The sequence below is a fragment of the Streptococcus infantis genome (assembly GCF_018499575.1).
Classification (GTDB): domain Bacteria; phylum Bacillota; class Bacilli; order Lactobacillales; family Streptococcaceae; genus Streptococcus; species Streptococcus infantis_K.
Genome location: NZ_JAHDAP010000003.1, coordinates 31,520 through 45,193, shown reverse-complemented (window position 1 = coordinate 45,193; position 13,674 = coordinate 31,520). Strand labels below are relative to the sequence as shown.

15 protein-coding genes are annotated in these 13,674 nt (G+C 40.3%); 13 read left to right on the top strand and 2 right to left on the bottom strand.

Annotated elements, in window-relative coordinates; translation table 11 throughout:
• Positions 1-3: 3 nt before the first annotated feature.
• On the bottom strand, positions 4-675 hold the full coding sequence (gene sdaAB / locus KJR31_RS07840; RefSeq protein ID WP_004251057.1) for an L-serine ammonia-lyase, iron-sulfur-dependent subunit beta: 672 nt from the start codon (positions 673-675) through the stop codon (positions 4-6).
• 240 nt (positions 676-915) lie between these two features.
• Between sdaAB and KJR31_RS07835 the strand changes: the two genes are divergently transcribed.
• Together KJR31_RS07835 and KJR31_RS08570 are read left to right on the top strand one after the other, a co-directional pair.
• Positions 916-1,548, top strand: coding sequence for a LysM peptidoglycan-binding domain-containing protein (locus tag KJR31_RS07835; RefSeq protein WP_214262814.1), 633 nt, complete (start codon positions 916-918; stop codon positions 1,546-1,548).
• A 276-nt stretch (positions 1,549-1,824) separates the two neighbouring features.
• Positions 1,825-2,034, top strand: a complete 210-nt coding sequence (locus tag KJR31_RS08570; protein WP_349815561.1) for a hypothetical protein — start codon at positions 1,825-1,827, stop codon at positions 2,032-2,034.
• A gap of 178 nt (positions 2,035-2,212) precedes the next feature.
• On the opposite strand, the gene KJR31_RS07830 is transcribed toward KJR31_RS08570, so the two are convergent.
• Complete coding sequence (locus KJR31_RS07830; RefSeq protein WP_214262813.1) at positions 2,213-3,016, bottom strand: hypothetical protein; 804 nt, start codon at positions 3,014-3,016, stop codon at positions 2,213-2,215.
• A gap of 305 nt (positions 3,017-3,321) precedes the next feature.
• Here KJR31_RS07830 and mnmA point away from each other — a divergent pair, with 305 nt between their 5' ends.
• The 11 genes from mnmA to nrdG all read left to right on the top strand — a co-directional run bounded on the left by mnmA (position 3,322) and on the right by nrdG (position 13,468).
• Positions 3,322-4,443: a tRNA 2-thiouridine(34) synthase MnmA gene (mnmA, locus tag KJR31_RS07825; RefSeq protein ID WP_214262812.1), complete on the top strand. Its 1,122-nt coding sequence runs from the start codon at positions 3,322-3,324 to the stop codon at positions 4,441-4,443.
• Positions 4,444-4,461: 18 nt separating this feature from the next.
• Complete coding sequence (locus tag KJR31_RS07820; RefSeq protein ID WP_214262811.1) at positions 4,462-5,073, top strand: MarC family protein; 612 nt, start codon at positions 4,462-4,464, stop codon at positions 5,071-5,073.
• 148 nt (positions 5,074-5,221) lie between these two features.
• A complete protein-coding gene (locus KJR31_RS07815; protein ID WP_214262810.1) occupies positions 5,222-5,677 on the top strand; it encodes an NUDIX hydrolase in 456 nt (151 codons plus the stop codon).
• An 8-nt stretch (positions 5,678-5,685) separates the two neighbouring features.
• Positions 5,686-6,117, top strand: a complete 432-nt coding sequence (locus KJR31_RS07810; RefSeq protein ID WP_214262882.1) for an NUDIX hydrolase — start codon at positions 5,686-5,688, stop codon at positions 6,115-6,117.
• Positions 6,107-8,023, top strand: coding sequence for a tRNA uridine-5-carboxymethylaminomethyl(34) synthesis enzyme MnmG (gene mnmG, locus KJR31_RS07805; protein ID WP_214262809.1), 1,917 nt, complete (start codon positions 6,107-6,109; stop codon positions 8,021-8,023). The genes KJR31_RS07810 and mnmG overlap by 11 nt, the downstream gene beginning before the upstream one ends.
• Before the next feature lie 88 nt (positions 8,024-8,111).
• Positions 8,112-8,246 carry a hypothetical protein gene (locus KJR31_RS08595; protein ID WP_284444680.1) on the top strand — a complete coding sequence of 45 codons (135 nt, stop codon included), beginning with the start codon at positions 8,112-8,114 and terminating at the stop codon, positions 8,244-8,246.
• A gap of 44 nt (positions 8,247-8,290) precedes the next feature.
• A complete protein-coding gene (locus tag KJR31_RS07800; RefSeq protein ID WP_214262808.1) occupies positions 8,291-9,844 on the top strand; it encodes a damage-inducible protein CinA in 1,554 nt (517 codons plus the stop codon).
• A gap of 125 nt (positions 9,845-9,969) precedes the next feature.
• Positions 9,970-12,177, top strand: coding sequence for an anaerobic ribonucleoside-triphosphate reductase (gene nrdD / locus KJR31_RS07795; protein ID WP_214262881.1), 2,208 nt, complete (start codon positions 9,970-9,972; stop codon positions 12,175-12,177).
• Between the two features lie 11 nt (positions 12,178-12,188).
• The gene (locus KJR31_RS07790) at positions 12,189-12,329 is read left to right on the top strand and encodes a hypothetical protein (protein WP_214262807.1); all 141 of its coding nucleotides are present in this window, start codon (positions 12,189-12,191) and stop codon (positions 12,327-12,329) included.
• Between the two features lie 37 nt (positions 12,330-12,366).
• Positions 12,367-12,867 carry a GNAT family N-acetyltransferase gene (locus KJR31_RS07785; protein WP_214262806.1) on the top strand — a complete coding sequence of 167 codons (501 nt, stop codon included), beginning with the start codon at positions 12,367-12,369 and terminating at the stop codon, positions 12,865-12,867.
• Between the two features lie 4 nt (positions 12,868-12,871).
• Positions 12,872-13,468, top strand: coding sequence for an anaerobic ribonucleoside-triphosphate reductase activating protein (gene nrdG, locus KJR31_RS07780; RefSeq protein ID WP_214262805.1), 597 nt, complete (start codon positions 12,872-12,874; stop codon positions 13,466-13,468).
• Positions 13,469-13,674 lie beyond the last annotated feature (206 nt).

Sequence of the window (13,674 nt, the reverse complement as noted above, 5' to 3'; positions counted from 1 at the left end):
CTCCTATTGAAAGAAATTGACATTGTGCAAATGAGGAATTTTCCGAATTTCTTCGATAGATTCTTCACAGTTACGACTATCAACTTCAATAATCATGATTGCTTTCTCGCCGGCTTTTTCTCGAGTTACATTCATTTGGGCGATGTTGATGCCAAAGCGAGAAAGAGCTTCTGTCACGTGAGCAATCATACCTGGAACATCTTGATGAACGATGATGATGGTAGGGGTGTTCATGTTGAGAGATACGGCAAAACCATTTAATTCTGTCACCTGGATATTTCCGCCGCCGATCGAAATTCCTGTTACGCTGATAGTCTTACGATCGTTCTTCACAGTGATTTTAGTGGTATTTGGATGGGGAGCATTACTGTCCTTTTGGATGGTCCATACGATTTTAATGCCACGCTTGTGGGCAATTTCTAAACTATTTGGGATTTCAGGATCATCCGTATCCATTCCCAAAATACCAGCGACAAGAGCAAGGTCTGTTCCGTGTCCACGATAGGTTTTTGCAAAAGAGTTAAAAAGCTGAAATTCGACCTCGGTTGGAGTATCATCAAAGATAGATGAAACAATTTTACCGATACGGACAGCTCCTGCCGTGTGACTACTAGATGGCCCAATCATCACAGGCCCGATAATATCAAAGACAGATTGAAAACGAAGTGATTGCATCTGTTTCCCCTCACAAAGATTCTTACTTCTATTATAGCAAAGATTAGATGTAAGTGCTTAATTACTTTCTGAAATATACAAAAAGATTAAAATGCTTTTATAACAAGGGTTTTGTAACAAAAAGTGGCTTTTTTAAGTAAATAAATCACAGTTCTGTAACATTTCTACACAAATTCGTTAACAAATAGTAACATTAGAAAGGTATCATGGTAGTATAAGAAAAAAGGAGAACTTTTTTAAATGAAATTAAACATTAAATCTAAACTTGCAGGATTTGCAGTTGTACTTGCTTTCCTTGCACCATCACTAACTTTTGCACAAGAAACAAAAACTTACACAGTTAAACCTGGAGACACTCTTTCAGAAATTGCTGAAACTCACAACACAACAGTTGAAAAGTTAGCTAAATTGAACAACATTAAAAATGTTGACCTTATCTTTATTGACCAAGTATTGGTTATCGATGGGGAAGCTCCAGTTGCTGAGACTACAACAACAGAAGCTCCTGTAGCAGAAGTTGAAGAAACTCCTGCAGTTGCTGAAACTGTTGTAGAAGAAACTTATGAAGCTCCAGCACCTGCAGCGGCAGAAAGTTACTCAGCACCTGCAGCAACAGAGAGCTACTCAGCACCAGCGGCAACAGTAAGTGGATCAGAAGCAGAAGCCAAAGAATGGATCGCTCAAAAAGAATCAGGTGGTAGCTACACAGCGACAAACGGACGTTACATCGGACGTTACCAATTGACAGATTCTTACTTGAACGGTGACTACTCAGCTGAAAACCAAGAACGTGTAGCAGATGCTTATGTTGCAGGACGTTACGGTTCATGGACAGCTGCTAAGAACTTCTGGCTCAACAACGGTTGGTATTAAGAAGATATAGAAAAGGAAGTCTCAATGACTTTCTTTTTTGTTTACAAAGATATCAACTTATCGCTCTAGTTCTGTTAGTAAGTGTTCATCTTCTACTAGCTTAGCTAAGGAGAGTCCATTTTGTATCAACTGAGTATCATTAGTATAAATGCCTATACGAATATAGGAGAACGCAAGTATGTCATACTGTCTGCTTATTTTTGTTTCCTCCAAGAGAGTGTAGCAAAGCTGTTTGCAAAGTAACTTATCACCATTGTAAAGATGAAGAGTTGAGAGATTCAGCAGCAACATCATATTTTGTCATTTTTATTATATCTAAGCATGTCTACTAGTCCAATAATTGGACTAGTGATTGGACATACTGAAATAAATCCAATAAATTCTATTATTATTATTATTATTATAGCTCTTAGTACGATATGGGCATTAATTTTGATATTATCAAGGGTGTATAGGAAATATTTTTATAGAGACGAAGATGACTAAAGTTTTTATCAATAATTGGCTCCATAATATCCATAGGGAATTTACCTGCTACAAATATCATAGAGCCCTAAAAAAGAGCCGTTTAAGGCTCTTTTTGTGTGTTTACATTTGATGAGAGATCATTATAAACATTGGTGTTGAGGGCTTACAAGTTTATGGGATTTCGCCATCTAGATTATTAGTTAGACGAACTGGTTGTATCGTTATTAGACTCTGATTGAGAACCTGAAGAATCAGCAGTTTGACCTCCTGTATTAGCGCCATTATCTCCTCCACTGCTAGCACTATCAGTTGAGTATTGGTCCGTTGCAGGTGCTTGGGAATTAGATATGCTTCCATTTGTTTCTGGATAGCTTTGAATATAGCTACTATCTTCTGAACGACTGGCTTCTATTCCGGCATCTCTAGTAGTTGTTTCTGTTTGGGTAGTTTTTTCTTCTTCTTTTTTGGTCAAGACTTCAACTTGTTTTTGGAATTTAGAGATTAGTTCTTGAATTGGTTTTATCTTTTCTTCAAGAGCAACTTGGTCGCTGGCAGAATTAATGTTTTTAATGATGTCTATTATTTTTTGCAAGGAAGTGATGGCTGTCTCAAGTGTTTGTTTATCTTGAAACTGGCTATCAGAATCCTTTATATCTAATTTCAAAGCTTTTTCACTATAATGATTTGTGACTTTATCGGCAGTAGAAGCGAGAAAGTCTGCTAATGTCTTTTTGCCTTCATCAGTAGTTGGTTTTAATTCTTGAATTTTTTTCCAATCTTCTATAATGGTTTCAGAATCAATATTGAAGTCTTTAATGGCGTTTTTTACTTGTTCGACATCTTGTTGATTTTTTTGTTGTTTGATGAGAGCAACGTTCCCTCTCTCTGCTTGGATTTTTTCTTGATGGAGGACTAAGCCTGTCAAAAGTCCAATACCTGCAATAAGTGTAATAATAAAAATAGTATTTTTTGATTTTAGAATATCTTTGTAGTTGTTCACATTAGTCCTACGCACATGGATGATAGTGTATATATGGAATCATGTGCGCATTCCTCCTGATTAAAGTATATCATTTTTAGTTGATTTTAAAAATAAGTTTTTAAAGAGAATAGAGATTTAGGAATGAATTGATTTCTTTTGTATCCTGATTTTCATGTATTGACAGAAGAGGTTGATAGATTGTCAGCCTCTTCCTTGTCTTCTCTATCCAAGCATGTTATAATGAAAACTGCTCAAACGACCTTCAATCGTGATAGCAAACACGACCTTCAATCGTGAATAAACGAATAGATGGGAGAACTACCATGAGTGATAACTCTAAAACACGTGTTGTCGTGGGGATGAGTGGTGGTGTCGATTCGTCGGTAACGGCTCTTCTTCTCAAGGAGCAGGGCTATGATGTGATCGGTATCTTCATGAAGAACTGGGATGACACAGATGAAAACGGCGTCTGTACGGCGACCGAAGATTACAAGGATGTGGCTGCGGTAGCAGACCAACTTGGCATTCCTTACTACTCTGTCAATTTTGAAAAAGAGTACTGGGACCGCGTTTTTGAGTATTTCCTAGCGGAATATCGTGCAGGACGCACGCCAAATCCAGATGTGATGTGCAACAAGGAAATCAAGTTCAAGGCCTTTTTGGACTATGCTATGTCCTTGGGAGCAGACTATGTAGCGACTGGGCACTATGCTCGAGTAGCGCGTGATGAGGATGGCATCGTTCACATGCTTCGTGGTGTGGACAATGGCAAGGACCAGACCTATTTCCTCAGCCAGCTTTCGCAAGAACAATTACAAAAAACCATGTTCCCGCTGGGGCATTTGGAAAAGCCTGAAGTTCGCAGACTAGCAGAAGAAGCTGGCCTTGCGACTGCTAAGAAGAAAGACTCGACAGGGATTTGCTTTATCGGAGAAAAGAACTTTAAAGAATTTCTCAGCAACTATCTACCAGCCCAGCCTGGTCGTATGATGACTGTGGATGGTTGCGATATGGGCGAGCATGCCGGTCTGATGTACTATACAATTGGTCAGCGTGGTGGGCTCGGTATCGGGGGGCAACACGGTGGTGACAATGCTCCTTGGTTTGTTGTCGGAAAAGATCTAAGCAAGAATATTCTCTATGTAGGCCAAGGCTTCTACCATGACTCGCTTATGTCAACTAGCTTAGAAGCCAGTCAGGTCCACTTTACTCGTGATATGCCAGAAGAATTTGAAATGGAATGTACAGCAAAATTCCGTTATCGTCAACCTGATAGTAAAGTTACTGTAAAGGTTAAAGGTGATAAAGCTGAGGTGGTTTTTGCTGAACCTCAACGTGCTATTACACCTGGGCAAGCAGTTGTTTTTTATGATGGACAAGAATGTCTAGGTGGTGGTATTATAGACCAAGCCTATAAAGACGGAAAAGTTTGTCAGTATATCTAGCTGGATGAGGTAAAAAGTATGAGTTCTCAATTTTTTTATGCGTTTATGGCCTTTTTTGCCATAATGAATCCAATTTCAAACCTTCCTGCCTATATGGCTTTAGTAGCAGATGATAGTCAAAAGATTTCACGAAAAATTGCATTTAAGAGTCTTCTAATTGCCTTTATAATTGTTACAGTCTTTGTATTTTCTGGAGATTTGATTTTCAAAGTTTTTGGAATTACAATCGATTCTTTTAGAGTTGCAGGAGGAATATTGGTCGCTGTTATAGGTTATCATATGATTAATGGAAACCATTCACCAAGCTACAAGGGCATGGAGCAGCAGGCTTCAAATTCAGACCCTATGTCTGTAGCTATTTCTCCTCTCGCGATGCCACTTTTTGCAGGACCAGGGACTATTACGACAACCCTAAACTTAGCCAATGGGGGTATAAAAAATCAATTGATAACGGTAGTTGCCTTTGCTTTACTATGTGCCATCACTTATCTACTTTTAAGAAGTGCAAAACAAATTGCAGGATTTTTGGGAGAAAATTTGATGAAAATTATAACGAAAATGATGGGACTTTTACTATTTTCGATAGGTGTACAAATGATTATCATTAGTGTTCAATCATTAATCAAATAGTGATTGGAATTGACAAAACAATTTGATTTGATAAAATAATTTTAACAATAGTCATGATGGTCAAAGCTCATGGATGTTGCAGGCTTTTTTGTCCTGCACTTCTTTGGAGTTTTGACTGTTTTTGTGTCGTTTAAGGGAAAGGATAAAAATGATTCAACAAGACTTTCGTACCAAAATAGAGAATACGGTCTTTGGAGTTAGGGCTACCGCTCTGATTGTAGAAGATGGCAAGTTGTTAGTGGTAGAAGATGAGGATGGTTTTTATACGATTGGTGGTGCTATCCAAGTCGGCGAAAGAACGGAAGAGGCTGTAATTCGTGAAGTGAAAGAAGAGCTGGGTGTCAAAGCTCAAGCTGGGGAACTAGCTTTTGTGGTTGAAAATCGTTTTGAACAAGCTGGTGTCCACTTCCATAATATCGAGTTTCATTATTTTGTTTATTTGTTAGAAAGAGCTCCATTGACTATGCAGGAAGATGCAAAGCGATTACCTTGTCGGTGGATAGCTCTGAATCAATTGCATACAGTTCCTCTGAAGCCAACCTTTTTAAAAACAGCCTTACCAGAATGGAACGGACAACTAAGACACATTCATCTTGAGGAATAGGAGAAAAAATAATGGTTAAGCTTATTGCCCATGTACTTGTTCATAGTGGTGATGATTATTTGCTCATTCAGCGTTCGGAAATTAAAAGAGGACAACCCAACGTTTATCCAACTTACTGGGATATTCCTGGTGGTGGGGTTGAAAATGGTGAGCTTCCGCGAGATGGGGCTCTTAGAGAATGTGTTGAAGAAGTGGGAGTTAGGCTAGATAGCAGTTCGCTCAAACTTCTTCACGAAGATAGTCAACTGGATACATCTAAGGATACTGTTTTTACTCGCTTAGTTTATAAAGCAGAGTGGGTTGGGGAGAAGCCAATTATCAGATTAGATCCTGAAGAGCATACACATTTTAAATGGGTTACTATGGATCAAGCTCTAGAGGAGGAGAAGTTAGTTCCTTATTTGCGAGAAATTTTTGAAAGGTTAAGAAATGACTTATAACTTTACTGAAGAATACGATATTATTGTAATCGGTGCAGGTCACGCTGGGGTGGAGGCATCTCTAGCTGCCAGCCGTATGGGCTGCAAGGTCTTGCTTGCGACCATCAACATTGAAATGTTGGCTTTCATGCCATGTAATCCCTCTATCGGTGGTTCTGCCAAGGGGATTGTTGTGCGTGAAGTCGATGCCCTCGGTGGTGAAATGGCTAAGACCATTGACAAGACTTACATCCAGATGAAGATGCTCAACACTGGGAAAGGTCCAGCAGTTCGAGCTCTTCGTGCGCAGGCTGACAAGGAGCTTTACTCTAAGGAAATGCGCAAAACGGTTGAAAATCAAGAGAACCTCACTCTTCGTCAAACCATGATTGATGAGATTTTGGTAGAGGATGGCAAGGTTGTCGGTGTGCGTACAGCCACCCATCAAGAGTATGCTGCCAAGGCTGTTATCGTGACTACAGGGACAGCCCTTCGTGGGGAAATTATCATCGGAGACCTCAAGTACTCGTCAGGACCAAACCATAGTCTAGCTTCGATTAACCTAGCTGATAATCTTAAGGAACTGGGACTTGAAATTGGTCGTTTCAAGACAGGAACCCCTCCACGTGTCAAGGCTTCCTCTATCAACTATGATGTGACAGAAATCCAGCCAGGAGACGAAACGCCTAATCACTTTTCATACACTTCACGTGATGAAGATTATGTCAAAGACCAAGTTCCATGCTGGTTGACCTACACCAATGGTACCAGTCACGAGATCATCCAAAACAACCTTCACCGTGCGCCTATGTTTACTGGTGTGGTTAAGGGAGTAGGACCGCGCTATTGTCCGTCGATTGAGGATAAGATTGTTCGCTTTGCGGACAAGGAACGCCACCAACTCTTCCTTGAGCCAGAAGGTCGCAATACCGAGGAAGTTTATGTCCAGGGCCTTTCAACTAGCCTTCCTGAGGATGTGCAACGTGAATTGGTGCATTCTATCAAAGGTTTGGAAAATGCAGAGATGATGCGTACTGGTTATGCCATTGAGTATGACATGGTCTTGCCTCATCAGTTGCGTGCGACTCTGGAAACCAAGAAAATTTCAGGACTTTTCACAGCTGGTCAGACCAATGGGACGTCAGGTTATGAAGAAGCTGCTGGTCAGGGGATTATCGCTGGTATCAACGCAGCTTTGAAAATCCAAGGCAAGCCTGAGTTGATTTTGAAGCGAAGCGACGGTTATATTGGGGTCATGATTGATGACTTGGTGACCAAGGGAACGATTGAACCCTACCGTCTATTGACCAGTCGTGCAGAATACCGCCTCATTCTCCGTCATGATAATGCGGATATGCGTTTGACTGAGATTGGTCGTGAGGTTGGTCTTGTCGACGATGAACGCTGGGCTCGCTTTAAAATCAAGAAAAACCAATTTGACAATGAGATGAAGCGTTTAGACAGCATCAAACTTAAACCAGTCAAGGAAACGAACGCTAAGGTTGAAGCGATGGGATTCAAACCATTGACTGATGCCGTGACAGCCAAGGAATTTCTCCGTCGCCCAGAAGTCTCTTACCAAGATGTGGTGGCCTTTATCGGACCTGCTGCTGAAGAGTTAGATGACAAGATTATCGAATTGATTGAAACAGAGATCAAGTACGAGGGTTATATTTCCAAAGCCATGGATCAGATTGCCAAGATGAAACGCATGGAAGAAAAACGCATTCCAGCCAACATCGACTGGGATGACATTGATTCCATTGCGACAGAAGCGCGCCAGAAGTTCAAACTCATCAATCCGGAAACCATTGGCCAAGCCAGCCGTATCTCTGGAGTAAATCCGGCAGATATTTCCATTCTTATGGTGTATCTAGAAGGTAAAAATCGAAGCATTTCAAAAAATTTAGAAAAGAAAGCTGATTAAAAACAAAAGGCTGAATTCTCAAAAAGAGAATTCAGCTTTTTTAGATTTTTCTTCTTTTTCCGAATAAAAAAGAAAAGGAGGAACGATAGTGCTCACAGTAGAAGAAAAAACTTTTTTAGCTCACTATAAAAAAGCTTTATATCACCGTTTTTATGAGGTCGAACGCTTTGCTTCCTTGTCTGAAAAATTGTGTAAACATCCGCCACAAGCTGACAAGAACTAGACTTTTTGATATACTAGAACAAATTAAAATATAGGAGAGAATGTATGAGTGTATATGGTAGATTAGAAGACGAACCAACTCCAACTTGGATGGGGAGTCATGATGCTCCAGTAGAGAATGAGGAACAACTCGAGATTGAGACTCGTCAACCTGCCCGCTTACCATTTTTTAATATCCTCATTTTGAGTACTCTAGTGGTCTTTGTGTCCGTAATCCTCCCCTTCTTCTTAGGATTAATAAGTCCTGAGCAGTCCCAGGATTTTTATATTGGATGGGCTATGCATCAGAGCGGCGACGTCTACACAGATTATTTTGGAACGAGTGGTATCCTCTATTACTTTTTACAGTATGTAACCCAGGGAAGTATTTTGTTTGCCGTCTTTAATTGGTTAGCTTTAGTAGGTGCCGGATTCTTTCTTTTTCCTTCAGCTTACAATCTGACGGAACAAAATAAACAATCACAACAAGTATTGACAGTCTTTTATATCCTAGCTAGTGCTCTTAGCTTTGGTGGTGGCTATGCAACTATTCTTGCTCTCCCATTCTTGTTTTATGCTCTAAGTTTAGTGACGGCTTATTTGGCAGAACCAAACCAAGATAGGGGTTTCTTACGTATTGGAGCTAGCTTGGCTCTAGCATTTTTCTTTGCACCTTTGGTTACAACCTTGTATGCATTCGTCTTGTTTCTTGCAGTAACAGCTTTTAATGTCGGTCGCAACAAATTGACTCATGGTGTCTATCAATTTTTTGCTGCGGGCCTTGGTTTTTCAATTTTCTTTTATCCAATTGGCTACTACACGGTTTATAAAGGTAGTTTTGGAAATGCGATTAGTCAAATACTCTACCCAGTAGATAGTTTGAACTTTACGTCTAACCCGGGATTGCTAGACAACATCCTTTTCTATGGATTGTTAGCCATTGCTCTTGGAGCGTTGACGATGGCATTTACAGGCCTCTTCCAATCTAAACCATTGAAACAGTCTGTCTTATCAATCTTTGCTGCAATTGCTGTCATTTTGGTATTGGTTTTAGAAATTTTTTCTACAGACCAAATCCACGGCAGTCGTATGGTGGAGTTACTTCCTTTCTTGTCTCTTCTTTTACTGGCTGGGATTCGTACAGAGAAACCAGAAGGAGCCAATCGTCGTAGACGATCTAGAGAAGAAACTTCGGTATGGGGAGCTTTTGTAAAAGGGAATGCCTATCTGCCAATTTTAGCTCTTACTTATCTATTTTTAGCACCTGTACTATCACGATATTTGCTTCATGCGGAACAATTTCAAGAACGAACTAGTATTGAAGCTAAGGTCAAAGGGGAAACGCAAGCTACAGATCGTATCTATGTTTGGGATGATCAGACAAGTAGTTATAAGGCTAGCGAACGCTTGGCTGCTAGTCAGTTATTATCACCGAGATTGCATACAGGACTTGATGCAAATCGTACCAAGCTTGTAAATGATCTACGAGATAATCAACCAAAGATGATTGTAGTGAATACAAAAACAAGCCTATGGACAGAAGTTGAGCAACTTTTAGCTGAAAATTATCAAGCGGTTCAAAGTGAATTCAAAGACTTTAAACTCTACAAATTAAAATAAAAACTATCAATATCTTGTGTAATTTTAAAAAATTTTTATTTTTTAACACAAGATATTGATTTTTATTTTTTTAGTGATATAATACTTTTTAGAATCAATATTATATTTAAGAAAAGGGTATGGATATGATTGTATTGGAAGAGAAGGCTGTCCCTGATCCGACTTTATTCGTTGAAAAGCGTGACGGCAGACGTGTAATTTTTGATGTAGACAAGATTGACAAAGCGCTTCATAAGGCTGCTGAAAAGGTGATGGATGTAACCCCTTTGGTTGAAAAGCGACTTAGTACCCTAGTTGAACGTATCGTTGAAGAGATTCATAGCCGTTTCCCGCAAGGTGTAAAAATCTACGAAATCCAAAATATCGTAGAACACGAGTTGTTGGAAGCTAAAGAATACGCTTTGGCCGAGGAGTATATTACTTATCGGACCCAGCGTGATTTTGAGCGCTCAAAAGCAACAGATATTAACTTCAGCATCCATAAACTGCTCAATAAAGATCAGGCGGTTGTAAATGAAAATGCCAATAAGGACAGTGATGTCTTTAATACCCAGCGTGATTTGACAGCAGGGATTGTAGGGAAGTCGATTGGACTCCAAATGTTACCTAAGCATGTAGCTAATGCCCATCAAAAAGGGGATATCCACTATCACGATTTGGATTACAGCCCCTACACCCCTATGACCAACTGTTGTTTGATTGATTTCAAGGGCATGTTGGAAAATGGTTTTAAGATTGGGAATGCAGAGGTAGAGAGCCCTAAGTCTATTCAAACTGCGACAGCACAGATTTCACAAATCATCGCCAACGTTGCATCAAGTCAGTATGGAGGCTGTTCAGCAGACCGTATTGATGAAGTTTTGGCTCCTTATGCAGAGAAAAATTACCAAAAGCACCTCAAGGATGCGGAGGAATGGGTCCTACCTGACAAGCGTGAGGAGTATGCCTGGAAGAAAACCCAAAAAGACATCTACGATGCCATGCAATCTCTAGAGTACGAGATTAATACCCTCTTTACATCAAATGGGCAAACGCCATTTACCTCTCTTGGTTTCGGTCTAGGAACCAGTCGTTTTGAACGTGAAATTCAAAAGGCGATCCTGAACATTCGTATCAAGGGGCTTGGTTCAGAACACCGTACAGCCATCTTCCCTAAACTCATCTTTACTCTAAAAAGAGGTCTTAACTTAGAGGAAGGCTCACCTAACTACGACATCAAGCAGTTGGCTCTTGAGTGTGCAACTAAGCGCATGTACCCGGATGTTTTGTCTTATGATAAGATTGTCGAGTTGACTGGTTCTTTCAAAGTTCCGATGGGATGCCGTTCATTCCTTCAAGGATGGAAGGATGAAAATGGAGTAGAAGTCAATTCGGGCCGTATGAATCTAGGGGTGGTGACGGTCAATCTTCCTCGTATTGCCCTCGAATCAGAAGGCGACCTGAACAAGTTCTGGGAAATCTTCAACGAGCGCATGAACATCGCGGAAGATGCCTTGGTTTACCGTGTGGAAAGAACCAAGGAAGCCACTCCAGCTAATGCACCAATTCTTTATCAATATGGAGCCTTCGGACGTCGTCTTGGAAAAGAAGAAAGCGTTGATCAACTCTTTAAGAATCGTCGTGCAACTATTTCTCTGGGCTATATTGGCTTGTACGAGGTAGCGACCGTCTTCTATGGTAATGATTGGGAAACTAATCCAGAAGCCAAGGAATTTACACTGGATATTATTCGTGATATGAAGCGTCGAGTGGAAGAGTGGTCTGACCAATATGGGTACCATTTCTCAATCTACTCAACACCATCTGAAAGTTTAACGGACCGATTCTGTCGTTTGGATACAGAGAAATTCGGCTCTATTCCAGACATTACTGATAAAGAATACTACACAAATTCCTTCCATTATGATGTCCGCAAAAATCCAACACCTTTTGAAAAATTGGACTTTGAGAAAGTTTACCCAGAAGCAGGTGCCTCAGGTGGCTTTATCCACTACTGTGAGTACCCAGTTCTTCAACAAAATCCAAAGGCTTTGGAAGCTGTGTGGGATTATGCTTATGACCGTGTCGGTTATCTAGGAACCAACACTCCGATTGACCGCTGTTACAAGTGTGATTTTGAAGGAGATTTTGAACCTACTGAGAGAGGGTTTGCGTGTCCTAACTGTGGAAATAATGATCCCAAAACAGTAGACGTTGTTAAACGAACCTGTGGCTATCTCGGAAATCCTCAAGCTCGTCCGATGGTTAATGGACGCCACAAGGAAATTGCTGCGCGTGTCAAACACATGAACGGTTCTACTATCAAAACAGCAGGACATGAAGTGAGAAATTAGAAAGAAAAAGAATGGGAAAATATCAATTAGACGATAAAGGCAAGGCCTTGGTCCAACGATTCCACGAGAAACATTCAAAGGGTGGAAACAATAAAAAAGACCGAGTGGCTAGCCTTAGAGAGCAATTTTTAAATAAGAATAAGAAAAAGTGAGAGTCTGCTCTCGCTTTTCTCTTAATTGGAGGTAAAAATGATACTACGCAGACCAAGATTAGCAGATAAAGAAACAGTTTTAGAGATGATGGCAGAGTTTGAACAGACTCAATCAGCCCACGATGGAGGATTTTGGGATACTGAGAACTTTGACTACGAAAAGTGGTTGGAGACAAATATGCAAAAAGAAATGGGAATAAATTTGCCTGAAAATCGTGTTCCTTCTATTCAATTTGTATCATTTGATGATGTAGGTCGTGCTCTAGGATTTTTGAATCTGCGATTGAGACTGAATGAGGGCTTGCTGAATTATGCAGGGAATATAGGATATTCCATCCGCCCTTCTGAAAGGGGAAAAGGTTATGCCAAGGAAGCTCTCCATCAAGGTCTGCAAGTAGCTAAAGAAAAGAACATCCATCGTGCTCTGGTGACTTGTAGCACAGAAAATCCAGCAAGCCGAGCTGTTATCTTAGCTAATGGTGGAGAGTTGGAGGATGTTCGAAACGGGACGGAGCGCTATTGGATAGAGTTGGAGTAGAAGGATGACATGGAATACACCAAAGCCTGGTGAGTGGAAGAGTGAAGAGCTCAGTCAGGGGCGAATCATTGACTATAAGGCTTTTAACTTTGTCGATGGAGAGGGAGTGCGCAACTCCCTTTACGTAGCAGGCTGTATGTTTCACTGTGAAGGCTGTTACAACGTAGCGACCTGGTCCTTTAATGCAGGCATACCTTATACCCCAGAGTTGGAAGAGCAAATCATAGCAGACCTAGCCCAACCATACGTTCAAGGCTTGACTTTATTAGGCGGAGAACCCTTCCTAAATACAGGAATCCTCTTGCCTCTCGTGAAACGTATACGGAAAGAATTGCCAAAAAAAGATATCTGGTCTTGGACGGGATACACATGGGAAGAGATGATATTGGAAACACCTGATAAACTGGAGCTCTTGTCCATGATTGATATCTTAGTTGATGGACGGTATGATAAAAGCAAACGCAGCCTCATGCTTCAATTCCGTGGCTCTTCCAATCAACGAATTATCGATGTGCAAAAATCTCTCAAAAGTGGGCAGGTAGTGATTTGGGACAAACTAAATGACGGAAAAGAAAGCTATGAACAGGTGAAAAGAGAATAAAAAAATAATTGCAGAAACTGTATCTATTATTATTATCTATTATTCTATAGAAGAAAAGTTAGAAATTATACTCCTAAAATAAGAAAGACTCAGTCAGTAAAGTGAGGAAAACAGTTTCATGTTAAAAATTAAAAAAATCTTAACAAATCCCTTGCAATAGCAGGGGCTTTGTGTTATTCTATTATGGTGCTGTAAATTACAGCCTT

What these genes read in the sequence shown, in the direction of transcription:
- sdaAB (WP_004251057.1), bottom strand. Translation starts at nt 675, where the DNA reads ATGCAATCACTTCGTTTTCAATCTGTCTTTGATATTATCGGGCCTGTG.
- KJR31_RS07835 (WP_214262814.1), top strand. Translation starts at nt 916, where the DNA reads ATGAAATTAAACATTAAATCTAAACTTGCAGGATTTGCAGTTGTACTT.
- mnmA (WP_214262812.1), top strand. Translation starts at nt 3,322, where the DNA reads ATGAGTGATAACTCTAAAACACGTGTTGTCGTGGGGATGAGTGGTGGT.
- KJR31_RS07820 (WP_214262811.1), top strand. Translation starts at nt 4,462, where the DNA reads ATGAGTTCTCAATTTTTTTATGCGTTTATGGCCTTTTTTGCCATAATG.
- KJR31_RS07815 (WP_214262810.1), top strand. Translation starts at nt 5,222, where the DNA reads ATGATTCAACAAGACTTTCGTACCAAAATAGAGAATACGGTCTTTGGA.
- mnmG (WP_214262809.1), top strand. Translation starts at nt 6,107, where the DNA reads ATGACTTATAACTTTACTGAAGAATACGATATTATTGTAATCGGTGCA.
- KJR31_RS07800 (WP_214262808.1), top strand. Translation starts at nt 8,291, where the DNA reads ATGAGTGTATATGGTAGATTAGAAGACGAACCAACTCCAACTTGGATG.
- nrdD (WP_214262881.1), top strand. Translation starts at nt 9,970, where the DNA reads ATGATTGTATTGGAAGAGAAGGCTGTCCCTGATCCGACTTTATTCGTT.
- KJR31_RS07790 (WP_214262807.1), top strand. Translation starts at nt 12,189, where the DNA reads ATGGGAAAATATCAATTAGACGATAAAGGCAAGGCCTTGGTCCAACGA.
- KJR31_RS07785 (WP_214262806.1), top strand. Translation starts at nt 12,367, where the DNA reads ATGATACTACGCAGACCAAGATTAGCAGATAAAGAAACAGTTTTAGAG.
- nrdG (WP_214262805.1), top strand. Translation starts at nt 12,872, where the DNA reads ATGACATGGAATACACCAAAGCCTGGTGAGTGGAAGAGTGAAGAGCTC.